At 68.3% G+C, this 15,314-nt stretch carries 17 protein-coding genes; 10 read left to right on the top strand and 7 right to left on the bottom strand.

Going from position 1 to position 15,314, the window contains the following annotated elements; translation table 11 throughout:
- Window positions 1-8 precede the first annotated feature (8 nt).
- Window positions 9-710 (top strand): PhoH family protein, encoded by a 702-nt coding sequence (locus tag JL100_RS03695; protein WP_201077383.1) that lies wholly within the window; start codon window positions 9-11, stop codon window positions 708-710.
- Between the two features lie 90 nt (window positions 711-800).
- On the opposite strand, the gene JL100_RS03690 is transcribed toward JL100_RS03695, so the two are convergent.
- The 5 genes from JL100_RS03690 to JL100_RS03670 all read right to left on the bottom strand — a co-directional run bounded on the left by JL100_RS03690 (window position 801) and on the right by JL100_RS03670 (window position 5,473).
- On the bottom strand, window positions 801-1,574 hold the full coding sequence (locus tag JL100_RS03690) for a copper resistance protein B (protein ID WP_202681798.1): 774 nt from the start codon (window positions 1,572-1,574) through the stop codon (window positions 801-803).
- A 19-nt stretch (window positions 1,575-1,593) separates the two neighbouring features.
- The gene (locus JL100_RS03685; protein ID WP_202681799.1) at window positions 1,594-3,297 is read right to left on the bottom strand and encodes a copper resistance system multicopper oxidase; all 1,704 of its coding nucleotides are present in this window, start codon (window positions 3,295-3,297) and stop codon (window positions 1,594-1,596) included.
- Window positions 3,298-3,310: 13 nt separating this feature from the next.
- A complete protein-coding gene (locus tag JL100_RS03680) occupies window positions 3,311-3,883 on the bottom strand; it encodes a cupredoxin domain-containing protein (RefSeq protein WP_211113093.1) in 573 nt (190 codons plus the stop codon).
- A gap of 99 nt (window positions 3,884-3,982) precedes the next feature.
- Window positions 3,983-4,387, bottom strand: coding sequence for a hypothetical protein (locus JL100_RS03675; protein ID WP_202681800.1), 405 nt, complete (start codon window positions 4,385-4,387; stop codon window positions 3,983-3,985).
- A gap of 135 nt (window positions 4,388-4,522) precedes the next feature.
- Window positions 4,523-5,473, bottom strand: coding sequence for an L-lactate dehydrogenase (locus JL100_RS03670; RefSeq protein WP_202681801.1), 951 nt, complete (start codon window positions 5,471-5,473; stop codon window positions 4,523-4,525).
- Between the two features lie 172 nt (window positions 5,474-5,645).
- Between JL100_RS03670 and JL100_RS03665 the strand changes: the two genes are divergently transcribed.
- The 9 genes from JL100_RS03665 to JL100_RS03625 all read left to right on the top strand — a co-directional run bounded on the left by JL100_RS03665 (window position 5,646) and on the right by JL100_RS03625 (window position 13,595).
- On the top strand, window positions 5,646-6,260 hold the full coding sequence (locus tag JL100_RS03665) for an SCO family protein (RefSeq protein WP_202681802.1): 615 nt from the start codon (window positions 5,646-5,648) through the stop codon (window positions 6,258-6,260).
- Window positions 6,261-6,513: 253 nt separating this feature from the next.
- Window positions 6,514-6,870, top strand: coding sequence for an AtpZ/AtpI family protein (locus JL100_RS03660; protein WP_202681803.1), 357 nt, complete (start codon window positions 6,514-6,516; stop codon window positions 6,868-6,870).
- Window positions 6,871-6,908: 38 nt separating this feature from the next.
- Complete coding sequence (locus JL100_RS03655) at window positions 6,909-7,652, top strand: F0F1 ATP synthase subunit A (RefSeq protein WP_201077370.1); 744 nt, start codon at window positions 6,909-6,911, stop codon at window positions 7,650-7,652.
- A gap of 95 nt (window positions 7,653-7,747) precedes the next feature.
- Entirely contained in the window at window positions 7,748-7,972 is a 225-nt protein-coding gene (locus JL100_RS03650; protein WP_037449290.1) for an ATP synthase subunit C family protein, read from the top strand.
- Window positions 7,973-8,071: 99 nt separating this feature from the next.
- The gene (locus JL100_RS03645; protein ID WP_202681804.1) at window positions 8,072-8,740 is read left to right on the top strand and encodes a F0F1 ATP synthase subunit B family protein; all 669 of its coding nucleotides are present in this window, start codon (window positions 8,072-8,074) and stop codon (window positions 8,738-8,740) included.
- Entirely contained in the window at window positions 8,740-9,222 is a 483-nt protein-coding gene (locus JL100_RS03640) for a F0F1 ATP synthase subunit B family protein (RefSeq protein ID WP_202681805.1), read from the top strand. The genes JL100_RS03645 and JL100_RS03640 overlap by 1 nt, the downstream gene beginning before the upstream one ends.
- A 147-nt stretch (window positions 9,223-9,369) precedes the next feature.
- The gene (gene hydA, locus JL100_RS03635) at window positions 9,370-10,833 is read left to right on the top strand and encodes a dihydropyrimidinase (protein ID WP_202681806.1); all 1,464 of its coding nucleotides are present in this window, start codon (window positions 9,370-9,372) and stop codon (window positions 10,831-10,833) included.
- An 81-nt stretch (window positions 10,834-10,914) separates the two neighbouring features.
- Window positions 10,915-11,391 (top strand): molybdopterin-dependent oxidoreductase, encoded by a 477-nt coding sequence (locus tag JL100_RS03630; RefSeq protein WP_202681807.1) that lies wholly within the window; start codon window positions 10,915-10,917, stop codon window positions 11,389-11,391.
- On the top strand, window positions 11,388-13,595 hold the full coding sequence (locus JL100_RS03625) for an ATP-binding protein (RefSeq protein WP_202681808.1): 2,208 nt from the start codon (window positions 11,388-11,390) through the stop codon (window positions 13,593-13,595). The genes JL100_RS03630 and JL100_RS03625 overlap by 4 nt, the downstream gene beginning before the upstream one ends.
- On the opposite strand, the gene JL100_RS03620 is transcribed toward JL100_RS03625, so the two are convergent.
- A complete protein-coding gene (locus JL100_RS03620) occupies window positions 13,592-14,407 on the bottom strand; it encodes a metallophosphoesterase family protein (protein WP_202681809.1) in 816 nt (271 codons plus the stop codon). The genes JL100_RS03625 and JL100_RS03620 overlap by 4 nt on opposite strands.
- A complete protein-coding gene (locus tag JL100_RS03615) occupies window positions 14,404-15,309 on the bottom strand; it encodes a diacylglycerol kinase family protein (protein WP_202681810.1) in 906 nt (301 codons plus the stop codon). Before JL100_RS03615 ends, JL100_RS03620 begins: the two co-directional genes overlap by 4 nt.
- Window positions 15,310-15,314 lie beyond the last annotated feature (5 nt).

Here is a 15,314-nt window from a genome sequence, read left to right as displayed (position 1 = left end):
GACGCACCATGGCGAAACGCACCGCATCCTCGGCCCGGGTCGTGGCTCTCACCGAAGCCGACGAGGACGGCTTCCGCGAACAGAGCTACCTGAAGACGGTGAAGCCGCGCACGTCCAACCAGGAAGCGCTGATGGCGGCGATCGACACCCACGCGCTGACGCTGGCGGTGGGGCCTGCCGGGACCGGCAAGACCTACCTGGCCGTCACAAAGGCGGTCGAGGCGATGAGCGCCGGCAGGGTGACGCGCATCGTGATCACCCGGCCGGTCGTCGAGGCGGGCGAGAGCCTGGGTTTCCTGCCCGGCGACATCAACGAGAAGATGGACCCGTGGATGCGCCCGATCTACGACGCGCTGTCCGACCGGCTGGGCGCCCGCCAGGTGCGCCAGATGACCAAGGACGGCACGGTCGAGATCGCCCCCCTCGCCTATATGCGCGGGCGGACGATCTCGCGCAGCTTCGTCATCGTGGACGAGGCGCAGAACATGACGTTCCAGCAGATCAAGATGCTGCTGACCCGGCTGGGCTGGCACTCCACCATGGTGATCACCGGCGATCCCGACCAGACCGACCTGCTGCCCGGCATGTCCGGCCTGGAGGAGGCGGTGCGCCGGCTCGACCCGCTGGACGACGTCGCCATCGTCCGCCTGACCACCCAGGACATCGTCCGCCACCCGCTGGTGGCCGCGATGATGCCGCTGCTGTCCTGACCTTCCGGCGGGACGGAGCGCCGCCGGCCGGCCCTTTTCCAGGCCGGGCGGCGGCGAACCGGACCCATCGGAAACAGGGTGCCGGGAACCCTAGAACCAGAACCGCACGCCCGTGACGAAGGACAGGTCGCTCGGGTCCTCGCCGTGGTCGCGGGCGATGTCGGCGGTCTCGCCCAGCTTCCGCTCCCAGTTAACGCCTATGTAGGGGGCGAACTCCCGGACGACCTCGTAGCGCAGGCGCAACCCCAGCTCCACGTCGTTGAAGCCGGGACCGACATGAAGCTCCCGGACCCGCTGGGCCGAGACATTGACCTCGGCGACCGGCTGCAGGACGAGCTTCTGCGTGATGAGCAGGTCGTACTCGGCTTCCAGGCGGGCGCTGAAGTCGCCGTCCTCGCTGACGAACAGCTGGGCGGTCACGTCGAAGAAGTATGGCGCCACCCCCTCGAACCCGACCACGCCGTAGGTCGTCTGCGGCCGGGGTCGCACGTCGTGCCGGATGCCTGCCTGGACGTCCCAGAACTCCGACGTCATGCGACTGTAGAGAAGCTGGAACTCCGCCTCCTCCACCCCGCCTTCCACGGGTTTGCTGCCTTCGGCGTTGAGCCGGACCTTGTTGGTGTCCCCGCCGATCCAGCCCTGCACCTCCCAGTCGATCGAGTTCTCGCCGTCCCGCCAGCGATGCTCCAGCCGGTCGACGAGGAGGGTCGAGAGGATCGGCGGCTCCTCGTGGAACTGCTCGGCCTGGTCCGCGTCCCCGGGGCCGCCGTGTTCCTGCGCGGCGACGCGCGACGGGACCGCCGACAGCGCCAGCAGGACGGATCCCGCCGCGAGCGCCGCCGTCCGGAGGCTTGTCTTCGTCATTCGCATACCGGTCCCCGCATCAGAGGCTCGCCGTGCGGGGTTCGACGATGAACCGCGTCATCATGCCCGAGGCCATGTGGTAGAGGAGATGGCAGTGGAGGGGCCACTCGCCGGGCTCGTCGGCGGTCAGCTGGACCGTGGTGACCTGGCCCGGCGGCACGAGCACGACGTGCTTCCGGGGCATCCGGTCCGTCTGGCCGTTCTCAAGCTCGACGAACATGCCGTGCAGGTGCATCGGATGGGCCATCATGGTCGTGTTGACGAAGCGGATCCGAATCCGATCGCCGTAGGCGACCCGGATCGCGGCCCCCTCGTCGAACTTCCGGCCGTTCAGGGTCCAGATGTAGCGCGACATCATGCCCGTGAGCTGGATCTCGATCTCGTGGGAGGGCTCGCGCAGGTCCCTGGCCTTCGAGAACGATTTCAGGTCCGCGTAGGAGAGGGCCTTGGCTCCCGGAGGCGTCCCCGCGTCGGCCCAGCCGACCGCGCGTTCCGGGCGCGCCGCGGCACCGTGATCCATGCCCTGCATGGCGCCATGGTCCATTCCGGGCATGGAACCGTGGTCCATCGAACCAGGGTCCATGGTACGGTGATCCATCGAGCCATGGTCCATGCCGCCGTGGGCCATGGCCATGTCCTCCATGGTCAGGATGGCGCGGGGGCGCCGCTCGGGGATCTCGCCTTCCATCCCTTCCCGGGAGGCGAGGGTCGCCCGGGCGAAGCCGGTGCGGTCGATCGGTTCGGCGAAGAAGGTGAAGGGCTTGTCTCCGGTCGGCATGACAACGACGTCGTAGGTCTCGCCGACGCCGATGCGGAACTCGTCCACCTTGACCGGCACCACGTTCTGCCCGTCGGCCGCGACCACGGTCATGGACAGGCCGGGGATGCGCACGTCGAAGATCGACATGGCCGAACCGTTGACGACCCTGAGCCTCACCCGCTCGCCCGGATCGCATAGGGCGGTCCAGTTGTCCTTCGGACCCTTGCCGTTGACCAGGAACCGGTATCCGGTCACGTCCGCCAGGTCGGTGGCGTCCATGCGCATCTCGCCCCAGGCGAGGCGGTCGTCCATCGCGGCGCCCAGGCCGTCGCGCCGGGCGTCCCGGAAGAAGTCGACCAGCGTGCGCCGGCCGTTGTTGTAATAGCCTTCGCTGACCTTGAGCTTCCGCAGCACGGATTCGGGTGCTTCGGGCGTGTGGTCGGAAAGCAGCACCACGTAGTCGCGGTCGGTCCGGACGGGATCGCGCCCGGCGGGCTCGATCACGATGGCCCCGTACATGCCCTCCTGCTCCTGGGAGGCGGAGTGGCTGTGGTACCAGTAGGTGCCGGCTTGGCGCAGCTTGAACCGGTAGGTGTAGGTCTCGCCGGGACCGATCGGCCGGTACCCGTTGAATCCCGGCGCGCCGTCCATGACGCCCTGCAGCAGCAGGCCGTGCCAGTGGACGGAGGTCGCCTCGTCCAGCCGGTTGGTCACGTGGACGACCACCTCCTGACCCTCGCGCCAGCGCAGCGTGGGCGCCGGGATCGAGCCGCCGATGGAAATGGCGCCGCTGGTCTCGCCGTCAATCGTGATGCGGGTCCGTTCGACGGCAAGGTCCAGGCTCTGGTCGGCGGCCGCGAAGACGCGGCGTCCGGGATGGACCGTGACGATGCCCGCCAAACCCGCCGCTGCGGCGAGCTTGAGGGCGGCGCGGCGGGAAAGGCCACGCGATGCCTCATGCATGGGTCGTCCTCCCTCAGCGCTGGAACGCGACCTTGCCGACCATCCCGGACTCGTAGTGGCCCGGCATGTTGCAGGCGAACTCGATCGTCGCCTGCTGGGAGAACTTCCAGACCAGTTCCCTGGTCTGGCCGGGCTCCACGAGGACGCTGTTGGGATCGTCGTGCTTCATGGAATGGCCCATGCCCGGCATGCCGGAGTGGTCCATCCTCATCATCTCCTCGTTCACGCCGGTCTCGGTCAACATGCCGTGGTCCACCATCATGGCCATTTCCTTCTGGTGGGCCGCATGCATCGCGGCGGTGCCGATGTTGAACTCGTGCAGGAACTCGCCCGTGTTCCTGACCACGAACCGGACCGTCTCGCCGGCCTTCACCGGAATGGTTTCCGGCTCGTAGTAATTGTCGCCCATCTCGACCTGGACGGTGCGGGTCTTGGCGGTCGCCTTGGCCGGCTCGCCGATCGCGGCGGTGTCATGCTTGTGGCCTGTCTGGCCGGGAGCGGCAAAGGCCTTGGTGGGTGCTGCGAGAAGGCTGGCGCCAGCCATGAGGGTGGCGACGGCACACAGGGTGCGGGTAATCGGACGCATGTCGGGTACTCTCCGTCTCCGGCTTCATCGATGCCGAGGAGACAAGGGAAAGTTGCTGCTACCGGGCGCGACGGCCCGGAACCGGGATAAATGTCGCCGTCAGGCCGCGGGTCTGGGCGGCCGGCGCAGGGGGGAGACGGGACGGTCGCGCAGCGTATCGTCGGCGATGGTCAGGGTGCGGACGGGCGTCCATTCGATGGGCTTCACCTGGAGCTCGACCGGCTCCAGGGCCGACATGCCGCAGGCCATGGCGCAACAGCCCTGGTGGAAGAGCTTGGAGTTATCTCCGTGGCCGTGCCCATCGACGTCCTGGTAGCCGTCCTGGTGCCGGTGATCTTCGTGCCCATGGTGTCCCGGCTGCTCGCCGCAGCCGACTTCGGCATTCTCGCCGGAATTCGCGGCATGGTGGGTCATGGAGGCGGCCACGGCGCCGGACACGGCCGCCCCTCCCCAGCCGAGGAGGAGACTGAACAGCACGGCCGCCAAGATGCGTGAGAAGCCCATGCCCACTGCTGGATCCATGACCGCGGGCCACTGCCCGAACAACTTTCCCGAATACCCCTAGTGTAGTGCACAGGCCGGCGCGGTTGCAAGGACACCCTGGCCTTCAGCAAAGCCCCTGGTGTCCAGGCAGGCGGATCACCCGAGCCCCAGCTTCGCCACAGCCTCCTTCAGGATGCCGGCGCTCCGCGCCAGCGCCTGGGTTTCACCGTCGTCCAAGGTCGGCCTCAGCGTCTCGATCACCCCGTTGATGCCGAGGATGCGCGGCAGCGACAGCGCCACCGTCTCGACGCCGGCCACGTCCGGGTTGACGATCGAGCAGGTCACGACGGCGCGCTCGTCGTCGGAGATCGCCTGGGCGATGCGCGCCAGACCGCCGCCGATGCCGTACCAGGTGGCGCCCTTGCCCTTGATGATCCGACCGGCGGCGCCGCGCACGCCCTCGTCGATCTCCGCCCGCACGGCGCCGGTCAGCGGGCGGCCGACCTGTTCGGCGAACTCCGCGACCGGCATCGCACCGGCGTCCGCCCCGGACCAGTGGAGCACCTCGCTGTCGCCGTGCTCCCCCAGCACATGGGCATGGACCGACTTCGGGGAGATGCCCAGGTGCCGCCCAAGCAGCGCCCGGAACCGGGCGGTGTCCAGGATCGTGCCGGAGCCGATCACCCGCCCGGCCGGCATGTCGGGCCGCGTGCGGCGGGCGATGTCCAGCGACACCTGGGTCATGACGTCGACCGGATTGGTGGCGATCAGCAGGATCGCGTCGGGCGCGCTCGACAGGACGTCGGGGATGATCTCGCCGAAGACGGCGGCGTTGCGCTCCAGCAGCTCCAGCCGCGTTTCGCCCGGCCGCTGGTTGGCGCCGGCCGCCAGGACCACCACGCAGGATCCGGCCAGATCGCCGTAGTCGCCGGCGTTCACCGGCATCGGATAGGCGAAGGGGGTCGCGTGCAGGATGTCCTCGGCCTGCGCCGCCGCCAAGTCGCGGTTGCGGTCGACCAGGACGATTTCCGTCCCGACGCCCCGCATCACCATGGCATAGGCAGCGGCGCTTCCGACGAAACCGGCTCCGACAATTCCGATCTTCATGGTCCGATCCTCATGGACTGGCACCCGGCGGTGCCATAAAGGAATGCTGAAGGACAACAGGGCTGCGGCGATTGGTCCCGCTGCACCCTACCCTCGACCGGAACAGATAACCCGGTCAAGGTGTGAATCGCCCGGCCTGTTCGCCCCGTCCAACGCAACCGCAGTCAAGACAATGAACCAACGCCTCATCCGCCTCGCCGTCGGCACCCTGATCGGCCTGCTGATCGCCGCCGGGATCGTCTGGTGGCAGGTCTCCCAGCTGCCCGGCGGCACCCGGGGCGGGACCCAGACCGGCACGGCCCTGATCGGCGGCCCGTTCTCGCTCACCGACCATACCGGCCGGCCCGTCACCCAGGACGACTACCAGGGCCGCCACATGCTGGTCTATTTCGGCTTCACCTTCTGCCCGGACGTCTGCCCGACCGAACTGCAGGTGATGGCCACGGCCCTCGACCGCCTGGGCGCCAGGGCCGACCAGGTCCAGCCGCTGTTCGTCACGATCGACCCGGAGCGTGACACCGTGACGCAGATGGCCGACTATGTCGCCCAGTTCCATCCCCGGCTCGTCGGGCTCACCGGCACGCCGGAGCAAGTCGCCGGCGCGGCGCGGGCCTACCGGGTCTATTTCGCCAAGGCCCCGGACAAGGACGGCGGCGACTACTACACGATGGACCACTCGTCCTTCGTCTACCTGATGGGTCCCGACGGCAAGTTCCTCGAGGCCTTCGCCCACGGCACCGCCCCGGACAAGATGGCGGAGACGATCTCAGCCCACCTGGACTCCTGACGGACGGTCTGGAACCGTGTGAAACCGGCGCCGCGCGGCGGTACGCGCCGGGCGTACATAGTGTCGCATCGGCGCTCCAAGGCCCCCGAAAGCCTCTCCGATGAGCCTTTAGAAGGGGCCGGTTGCGGCGGAAATTCAAGTAATTCAACCACTTGAGGGGAGGGTTTTGCGACTTGACAGGGTACTGCCCTAACCGTATGGTGCCGCCGCTTTCGCGCGGCTTCCCGGCCAACCGGGGGAAGTGGGACCGGACATGAGCGACGACCAGTCTCCCCCGTCTTCGTTGGACGATCTGGATGCCCGTTTGCGGAAGGCGCGGGAACGTAACGCCGGCCCGGCTGTCAAGCCTGACGGTGACGACGACCTGCCGAGGAAATCCCTCGGGCTCGCCTTCCGGATCGGGATCGAGCTGGTGGCCGCCATGATCATAGGCGTCGGCAGCGGTCTGCTGCTGGATCGCTGGCTGGGTACGACGCCCTGGGGCCTGATCGGGATGTTTTTCCTTGGCGCCGGGGCCGGAATTGTGAATGTCTACCGGGCCGTCACAGGCGTCGGCTACGCTCCCGGATACCGGAGCATGCGGAAGCCGGAAGACGGGCCGGAACAATAACAGCGCCAGACGCAAAGTTTGGCTGAACGAGGACGACCGTGGATCCGCTTCACCAATTCCAAATCCAGAGGTACGTGCCGATCAATGTCGGCGGCCTCGACGCATCGTTCAGCAATTCGTCGCTGTACATGGTGATTGCAGTCGCGCTGATCACCGGTTTCATCGTGTTCGGCATGCGCGGCCGGGCCCTCGTCCCGGGCCGCATGCAGTCGCTGGCCGAAATGTTCTACGAGTTCGTCGCCAACATGGTGCGCGAGAACGCGGGTCCCGATGCGCGGAAATACTTCCCCTTCGTGTTCTCGCTGTTCATGTTCATCCTGGTCGGCAACCTGCTGGGCATGATCCCGGGGACCTTCACGTTCACCAGCCACATCATCGTCACCTTCGGGCTGGCCTTGACGGTGTTCGTCTTCGTCACCCTGCTGGGACTCATCAAGCACGGCTTCCATTTCTTTTCGCTGTTCATGCCGCACGGCGCGCCGATCGCGCTGGCGCCGATCCTGATCCCGATCGAGGTCCTGTCCTACCTGTCGCGTCCGGTCAGCCTGTCCATCCGGTTGTTCGCCAACATGATGGCCGGCCATACGATGCTGAAGGTGTTCGGCGGCTTCTCGGTCCTGCTCGGCGCCGGTCTCGGCGGCCTCGGCTACACGATCGGCATTCTGCCGCTCGCGATCAACGTTGCATTGGTCGGTTTCGAAATCCTCGTGGCCCTTCTTCAGGCCTACGTGTTCACGATCCTGACCTGCCTCTATATCCGCGACGCCCTGGAACTGCACTGATCGGCCCCGTCGGCCAATGATCGGTGCCGCGCCGCGGGTTAATCGACACCACCCACCTGTCTTACTTTCCAGTCTCAAAAGAAGGGTATCTAATCATGGACGCAGAAGCCGCTAAGTTCATCGGCGCCGGTCTGGCGGTTTTCGCCCTGTTCGGTGTTGGCCTCGGCATCGGCAACATCTTCTCGACCCTGATCAGCTCGATCGCCCGTAACCCGGCATCGCGCGCGGCAGTCTTCCCGATCGGCATTCTGGGCTTCGCGCTGACGGAAGCCGTGGCGCTGTTCGCCCTGCTGATCGCCTTCCTCATCCTGTTCGCCTAAGCTCGAGCCTGAACGAAGCTGGTTTTCGCTCACATGCGGCGCCTGGCTCAACGGGATCACCATCCCGGCGACCGGCGCCGCAAGCTTAGGGGATCGATCATGCCCAAGTTTTTGGCTCGTCTGCGTGCGGGCAGACTGGCCGGGCGCGCTGGTCTCGCCTGGACGATGCTCGTCGTCACGGCGGGCGGCGCCCTGGCCCAGGCGGATCATGGAGCGGCCGGCGATGCGGCGCACGGGGCCGACATGGCCCATGGTGCGGAACATGCCAGCGGCGGCTTGCCTCAGCTCGATCCCACCGTATTCGCCCCCCAGTTGATCTGGCTGGCGATCTCGTTCATCGCCCTCTACTTCCTCATGGCCAAGGTGGCTCTGCCCAAGGTCGCCGAGGTCCTGGAGGAGCGGCAGGAGCGGATCACCAACGACCTCGACCGGGCGTCCGCGCTCCGGGAAGAGTCGGCCGGTGTCATGGAGGGCTATGAGAAGGCCCTGACCGACGCCCGGGCGCACGCCCAGTCGGTGATGGCCGCCACGACCGCCGACATCGCCTCGGCGTCGTCCGGCCGTCAGGCCCAGTTCAATGCCGATCTGGCCGCCAAGACCCGCGCCGCCGAGGAGCGGATCAACGCGGCCAAGGAAACGGCGCTCACCAGCGTCCGCTCCGTGGCGGTCGAGATCGCCCAGCAGGCCGCCGAGAAGCTCGGCGGCATCAAGGTCGATGCCGCCCGGGCCGATACGGCCGTCGGCGCCGTGATGCAGGAGCGTGGCTGATGTTTCAAGCTGCTGAATTCTGGGTCGCCGTCGCCTTCTTCATCTTCCTCTTCTTCGCATTCCGCCCGGGCGCCAAGGCCCTGACGGCGATGCTGGACGACCGGGCGGACAAGATCCGCCAGGAACTGGAGGAGGCCCAGCGGCTGCGCGAGGACGCCCAGTCCACCCTCGCCTCCTACCAGCGCCGTCAGCGCGACGCGCTGAAGGAAGCCGAGGACATCATCGCCCATGCCCGCGAGGAAGCCGAGCGGCTTCGGTTGCACGCCGCGGCCGATCTCGACGCCTCCATGAAGCGGCGCGAAGCCCAGGCGATGGACAAGATCGCCCAGGCGGAAGCCCTGGCCCTTCAGGAAGTGAAGAGCCTGACGGTCGATCTCGCGATCGCCGCCAGCGGTCGCCTGATCGCGGAGAACATGAACGCCGCGCAGTCCGCCAAGCTGGTCGACGCCGCGATCGCCGACCTGCCGCGCAACCTGCACTAAGCGCTCCGTTCCGCGGAGAGCCTTCGACGGAAAGCCCCCGATGCTCCGGCATCGGGGGCTTTTCGCGTTTCGGGGCACGGCCTCCCTGCGTTACGCTCGACAGGGGTCCGGAACAGCGGACACGGAATAACGGGGAGAAAAAGCTTCATGTCGATCCTGATCCGCGGCGGAACCGTCGTGACCGCCGAGCAGAGCTTCCGCGCCGACGTCTATTGCGAGAACGGCACGATCGTCGCGATCGGCGACGGTTTCGACCCGCCGGCCGGCGCTGATGTGGTCGACGCGGGCGGCATGTATGTCATGCCGGGCGGCATCGATCCGCATACCCACATGGAACTGCCCTTCATGGGAACGGTCGCCAGCGAGGATTTCTTCTCCGGCACCTCGGCGGGGGCGGCCGGCGGCACCACCATGATCATCGACTTCGTGATCCCCGCGCCCCAGCAGTCGCTGGTCGAGGCGTACAGGCAGTGGCGCGGCTGGGCGGAGAAGGCGGCGACGGACTATTCCTTCCATGTCGCGGTCACCTGGTGGTCCGACCAGGTGCGGGAGGAGATGGGCGTGCTGACCCGCGAGCACGGGGTCAACTCCTTCAAGCATTTCATGGCGTACAAGGGCGCCATCATGGTCGATGACGGCGTCCTGCTGAACAGCTTCGCCCGCGCGCAGGAACTGGGCGCCCTGTGCACCGTCCACGCGGAGAACGGCGACGCCGTCTTCCATCTGCAGAAGACGCTGCTGGAGCAGGGAATCACCGGGCCGGAGGGCCATGCCCTGTCCCGCCCGCCCCAGGTCGAGGGGGAGGCCGCTCAGCGCGCCATCGCGATCGCCAACGTGCTCGGCGCGCCGGTCTATATCGTCCATGTCTCGACCGAGCAGGCGACCCAGGCGATCGCCCGCGCCCGCGCCGCCGGGCACCGCGTCTACGGGGAGGTGCTGGCCCAGCATCTGGTGATCGATGAGTCGGTCTACCGCAATCCCGACTGGCAGACCGCCGCAGCCTACGTGATGAGCCCGCCGTTCCGCGCCAGGCACCACCAGGAGGCCCTGTGGGCCGGCCTGTCCTCCGGCGGCCTGCAGACCACGGCGACCGACCATTGCTGCTTCTGCGCGCCGCAGAAGGCGGCGGGGCGCGACAATTTCACCAAGATCCCCAACGGCACCGGCGGGATCGAGGACCGCATGTCGATCCTGTGGCACAACGGCGTCGGCGCGGGGCGCCTGACGCCCAACGAGTTCGTCCGGATCACCTCGACCAACTGCGCCCAGATCTTCAACCTGTACCCGCGCAAGGGCGCGGTGCAGGTCGGGGCGGATGCCGACCTGGTCGTCTGGGACCCCGAGGGCACCCGGACCATCTCGGCCAAGACCCACCACCAGAACGTCGATTTCAACATCTACGAGGGGATGGAGGTGAAGGGCATCGCCCGGCACACGCTGTCGCAGGGCAACCTGGTCTGGACCGACGGCGAGCTGCGCACCGTCCGGGGCGCCGGGCGCTATATCGATCGTCCGTGCCATCCGCCGGCGTTCAAGGCGATCGAGCGGTACAACGAGCTGCACAGGCCGGTCGGTGTCGACAGGGAGGTCGCGACGGCAGTCACCCCCTGAGACGATACGGGTGCGGGCACTTTTTCTCCGAATGGGGTAGTCTCGTCGGGTCATCTCGACCAGCTGGGACCCGCCCCCATCATGATTGCCCGCATCCTTGCCGCCACCCTCCTGTTTTCGCTGGCTTCCCTGACCGGCGGGACGCCGGCGCTGGCGGCGCAGATCAGCGTCTCCGGCGCCGGCCTCCCGGCGGCGGCCACGATCGATTCGCAGCAGCTCGCCGGCCTGCCCGCGGTGGAGATCGCCACCGCCACCCCCTGGACGGGCAAGGCCAGCTTCTCCGGCCCATACCTGACCGATGTCCTGGCCCTGCTGAAGGCCGAGGGCGGCAAGGTCTCGTTGATCGCCAAGGACGACTACAAGGTGGAGTTGTCTCTGACGGATATCCGGCGCTACCGGCCGATCATCGCGACCTCCATGAACGGCAAGCCCATCCCGCCGCGGGAGCGCGGGCCGTTCTGGTTGATGTTCCCGTTCGACGACCATCCCGAATTGCAGAACGACGCCTGGTTCTTCCGGGCGATCTGGCAGATCGACCGGATCAGGGTCGAGCCTTGACACGGGGACTGCGCGCCGCCCTGGCAGGGCTGGGCCTCGCCGTCGTCGTCTCCTTCTCGATCGTCGGGGCGTTGCAGTACGCGCTGTCGAACAAGACGGTGGGCGTGCTGGCCGGGGGGACCGATAACCAAGCCTGGGCCTTTTTCCAGCTCGGGACCGAGCACCAGCGGCTGAACGTGGCGCTGCTGGAGGCCTCGGCCGGCGTCAGCGACGCCGCCGCGGCGGAGCGGCGGTACGAGGTGTTCGTCAGCCGGCTGAACATCGTGCGCGGCGGCACCTACCGGCAGCTGTTCACCGGCCGGGCCTTCTATGACGGCGCCATCGGCGAGCTGGGTCGTTTCGTTGACGAAACGGATGCCCTGGTGGCCGGGCGCGGCGACTTCGACGGCGCCGTCGTGGCGGAACTGCTGGTCCGGCTGCCGCTGTTGCGCGAACCGATCCAAGCCATGATGCTGGGGATCAACAGCGTGAGCGCCGGCGAGGCCGCCCAGCGCTGGACCGAGATCACGGCGATGCAGCGGCTCGCGACCACGGCGACCGTTATACAGGCCGTTCTGTGCGCCGGCTTCGCGGGCCTTGCCGGCTGGTACATCCTTCAGAGCAGCCGGTCCCGGCGCGAGCTGCTGCGGCTGACCGGAACGCTCAACCAGGCCAAGCAGGACGCCGAGGCGGCGAGCCGCGCCAAATCGGAGTTCCTGGCCAACATCAGCCACGAGATCCGGACCCCGCTGAACGGCGTGATGGGGCTGCTGGGCCTGCTGGTGGACAGCCGGCTGCCTTCCCAGCCCCAGGACCATGCCCGCTCCGCCCTGCGGTCCGCCGAGAATCTGCTGACCATCGTCAACGACATCCTGGACCTGTCCAAGCTGGAGGCCGGGCGGATCGAGGTCGAGGCGGTGGATTTCCTGCTGACCCAGCCGGCCGAGGACGTGGTCTCTATCCTCCACCCCAGGGCGATGGAGAGCGGCAACGAGCTGTCCTACACGATCGATCCGGACGCGCGGATTTCGCTGCGCGGCGATGTCGGCCGGATCCGGCAGGTCCTGTTCAACCTGGTCGGCAACGCGGTCAAGTTCACCCACCAGGGCCGCATCGATATCCGCTTCGCCACCCGGCCGGACGGGGCGGGAGCGCTGTTTCTGGCGGTGGAGGTCGAGGATACCGGTATCGGCATCCCGGAGGAATTCCTGGGCCACCTGTTCGAGCGGTTCTCCCAGGCCGATGGCTCGACCACCCGGCGCTACGGCGGCACCGGGCTGGGGCTGGCGATCTGCCGGCAGCTTTGCCTGCTCCAAGGCGGCGACATCACCGTCCGGAGCGAGGTCGGCAAGGGCAGCATTTTCAGCTTCACCGTGCGCTGCCAGCCCGGCCCCGAGATCGTCGAGGCTCCCCTGCCCGATCCCGCGCCGGAAGCCGTGGACCACGGCCCGCTCCGCATCCTGGTGGTGGACGACGTCGAGGTGAACCGGACCCTGATGAACAGCTTGCTGACGCGCCGGGGCCATTCCGTCCGGCTGGCGGTCAACGGGGCGGAAGCGGTGGCCGAGGTAGCCGCCCTGGACGAGCGCTTCGACCTGGTGATGATGGACATCCAGATGCCGGTCATGGACGGCTGCTCGGCAACAGAGGCGATCCGCAGCCTGCCCCCGCCCCTGGGAACGATCCCGGTCATCGCCGTCACGGCCCATGCCATGGCGGGCGACCGGGAACGTTATCTCGCCGCCGGAATGAACGACTACGTTTCCAAGCCGGTGCGCCCGGCCGAACTGTTCGCCGCGATGGAGCGCGTCATGAGCAGGCTTCCAGCGCCGGCGGCGCAGGCCCCTGCCCCGACCGCGTCCGACGATCTGGCGGAGACGCCGCTGCTCGACCAGTCCATGCTGGACCAGCTGCGCGACTGCCTGGACGCGGAGGACCTGATGGACATGCTGGGGCTGTTCCCCGGTCAGGCCCGGATACAGGCGGACGAGATCGAGGCGGCCATCGCGGGCGGCGACGCCGCCGCGGTCAAGCGGGCGGCCCATGGCATGAAGGGCGCCAACGCCAACCTGGGCGCCCGGCGCCTCTCCGCCATCGCCCGGGCGATCGAGCTGAGCTCTGCCGACCCGGAGGAGTCGAGCCGCCTGCTGGCCCTGGCGCGGCAGCAGATCGAGCCGACCCGGCAGGCGCTGGAGGAACAGTTCGCCCCGGCCGCCCATGGCTAGGCCCGCTCCCAATGGCCGTGCCGGCGGACGAAGCGGCCGGCGGCGGCGTAGCGGAAACCGGTGCCGGTCCACACCCTGACCCCGAAGCCGATGCGGTCGCCGTCCACCTCGATCAGGTTGTAGGCATTGGGTTCGTTCCGCAGCCGGGTCGATGTCGCGGTGGAGGCCTGGGCCACCAGGATCGAGCGTTTCACCGCCGTGTGGTGGGTCCTGACATCGCCGTGGTAGCCGCGGTGCAGGTGCCCGGCCAGCAGCAGGTCGACGCCGCAGTCCTCGAAGGTGCGCAGCGCCAGGCTCGCCCGCCCGACCAGCCGCGTGTCCGGCGCGTCGGGGGGTGGCAGGAACGGATGGTGGGTGACCACCACCTTGAAGACATCAGGCCCCACGGAGTCGAAGACCTGGCGGGCGTGGGCGATCTGCTCGGCGTTGATCCTGCCGTGGGACCAGTTCCAGTGGAGCCCGACCGGCCGGGCGGTGTTGAGGCCCAGCACCGCGATCTCGTCGTCCCGGTGGAGCGGGCGGAGGTCGCGTTCGATGTAGCGGCGGTAGCGCCGCAGGGGCGCGGCGAAGCGGGCCAGCAGGTTGATGCCCGGAATGTCGTGGTTGCCGGGGACCACCAGATAGGGCGATTCCAGCCGCTGGAGGAAGGCGCGGGCGGCGCGGAACTGGTCGTGGTGGCCGCGCTGGGTCAGGTCGCCGCTGACCACGATCAGGTCGGGCCGGACCTCGGCGAGGTCGACCAGGAGCGCCTCGACCACCGCCTCGTCGATCCGGCCGAAATGCAGGTCGGAGATATGGGCGAGCCGCCTCATGGCATGGTCCCGGCCGGCACCAGGACCTTGAGCGCGCCGGGACGCATCCGGAAGCGCAACGGAGTCGCCAGCCGGTGGACCTCGCCGTCGATGGCGACCGCCAGGCTGCGCTTGCGGGTCCGGACGGTGACTTCGCGGACGCGCTCGACGCTGAGGTCCCGGTCGCTCTGCCAGCGGCCGAGCAGCATGCGCATCGCCATGCGGAACATCCCGACCGATGTCTTGTGGCGGGCCAGATAGACCACCAGCTCGCCGGCCCCCAGGTTGGACCGGGCGAAGAAGGAGAAGAAGGCGTCGTCGTAGGCGTTGTTGGCGACGGCCAGGGCCATGGTCCGGCGGCGCTGCGGCCCGGAGCCCAGGTCGATCTCCATCTCCAGCCGGGGATAGCGCCGCATGGCCGCCAGGGTCGCGGCCCCGAGATGCAACCATTTGGCGATTCCCGGCTCGTGCCTGTGCCGCTCCCGGTAGCGGGCCAGCATGGGGAACAGTCCCAGCACGGCGTTGCACAGGAACACGGTGCCGTTGACCTCCGCCACGTCCACTGCCCGGATCTCGCCGGCGGCGAGCTGGCCGACCGCCGCCTCCAGGTCGAGGGCCATGTGCAGGTCCTTGGCCAGCAGGTTGGCCGTGCCGAGGGGAAGGACGCCCATGGCCTTGTCGGTATCGACCAGCAGGGCGGCGGCCGCCGCCACGGTGCCGTCGCCGCCGCCGACCACCACGGCGTCGGCATCGGTCGCCGCAGCGGCCCGCAGGGTTTCCATCAGTCCGCCGGGAGGGGCGACCGTCACGGTCGCGGACGCCCCCTGGTCGCGGAACAGTGCTTCGATCCGGCCGGCGGCGTCCCCCGCCGACTGGTCGAGCAAGGCCCCCGCCGATCCGTTGATGACGACGGCCAGCTTCATGCGGA

Source organism: Skermanella mucosa, from assembly GCF_016765655.2.
GTDB classification, from domain to species: Bacteria; Pseudomonadota; Alphaproteobacteria; order Azospirillales; family Azospirillaceae; genus Skermanella; species Skermanella mucosa.
The sequence above is the reverse complement of the archived record's forward strand: the minus strand, read 5'-3'. Positions and strand labels throughout refer to the sequence as shown.

What these genes read in the sequence shown, in the direction of transcription:
- JL100_RS03695 (WP_201077383.1), top strand. Translation starts at nt 9, where the DNA reads ATGGCGAAACGCACCGCATCCTCGGCCCGGGTCGTGGCTCTCACCGAA.
- JL100_RS03690 (WP_202681798.1), bottom strand. Translation starts at nt 1,574, where the DNA reads ATGACGAAGACAAGCCTCCGGACGGCGGCGCTCGCGGCGGGATCCGTC.
- JL100_RS03685 (WP_202681799.1), bottom strand. Translation starts at nt 3,297, where the DNA reads ATGCATGAGGCATCGCGTGGCCTTTCCCGCCGCGCCGCCCTCAAGCTC.
- JL100_RS03680 (WP_211113093.1), bottom strand. Translation starts at nt 3,883, where the DNA reads ATGCGTCCGATTACCCGCACCCTGTGTGCCGTCGCCACCCTCATGGCT.
- JL100_RS03675 (WP_202681800.1), bottom strand. Translation starts at nt 4,387, where the DNA reads ATGGGCTTCTCACGCATCTTGGCGGCCGTGCTGTTCAGTCTCCTCCTC.
- JL100_RS03670 (WP_202681801.1), bottom strand. Translation starts at nt 5,473, where the DNA reads ATGAAGATCGGAATTGTCGGAGCCGGTTTCGTCGGAAGCGCCGCTGCC.
- JL100_RS03665 (WP_202681802.1), top strand. Translation starts at nt 5,646, where the DNA reads ATGAACCAACGCCTCATCCGCCTCGCCGTCGGCACCCTGATCGGCCTG.
- JL100_RS03660 (WP_202681803.1), top strand. Translation starts at nt 6,514, where the DNA reads ATGAGCGACGACCAGTCTCCCCCGTCTTCGTTGGACGATCTGGATGCC.
- JL100_RS03650 (WP_037449290.1), top strand. Translation starts at nt 7,748, where the DNA reads ATGGACGCAGAAGCCGCTAAGTTCATCGGCGCCGGTCTGGCGGTTTTC.
- JL100_RS03645 (WP_202681804.1), top strand. Translation starts at nt 8,072, where the DNA reads ATGCCCAAGTTTTTGGCTCGTCTGCGTGCGGGCAGACTGGCCGGGCGC.
- JL100_RS03640 (WP_202681805.1), top strand. Translation starts at nt 8,740, where the DNA reads ATGTTTCAAGCTGCTGAATTCTGGGTCGCCGTCGCCTTCTTCATCTTC.
- hydA (WP_202681806.1), top strand. Translation starts at nt 9,370, where the DNA reads ATGTCGATCCTGATCCGCGGCGGAACCGTCGTGACCGCCGAGCAGAGC.
- JL100_RS03630 (WP_202681807.1), top strand. Translation starts at nt 10,915, where the DNA reads ATGATTGCCCGCATCCTTGCCGCCACCCTCCTGTTTTCGCTGGCTTCC.
- JL100_RS03620 (WP_202681809.1), bottom strand. Translation starts at nt 14,407, where the DNA reads ATGAGGCGGCTCGCCCATATCTCCGACCTGCATTTCGGCCGGATCGAC.
- JL100_RS03615 (WP_202681810.1), bottom strand. Translation starts at nt 15,309, where the DNA reads ATGAAGCTGGCCGTCGTCATCAACGGATCGGCGGGGGCCTTGCTCGAC.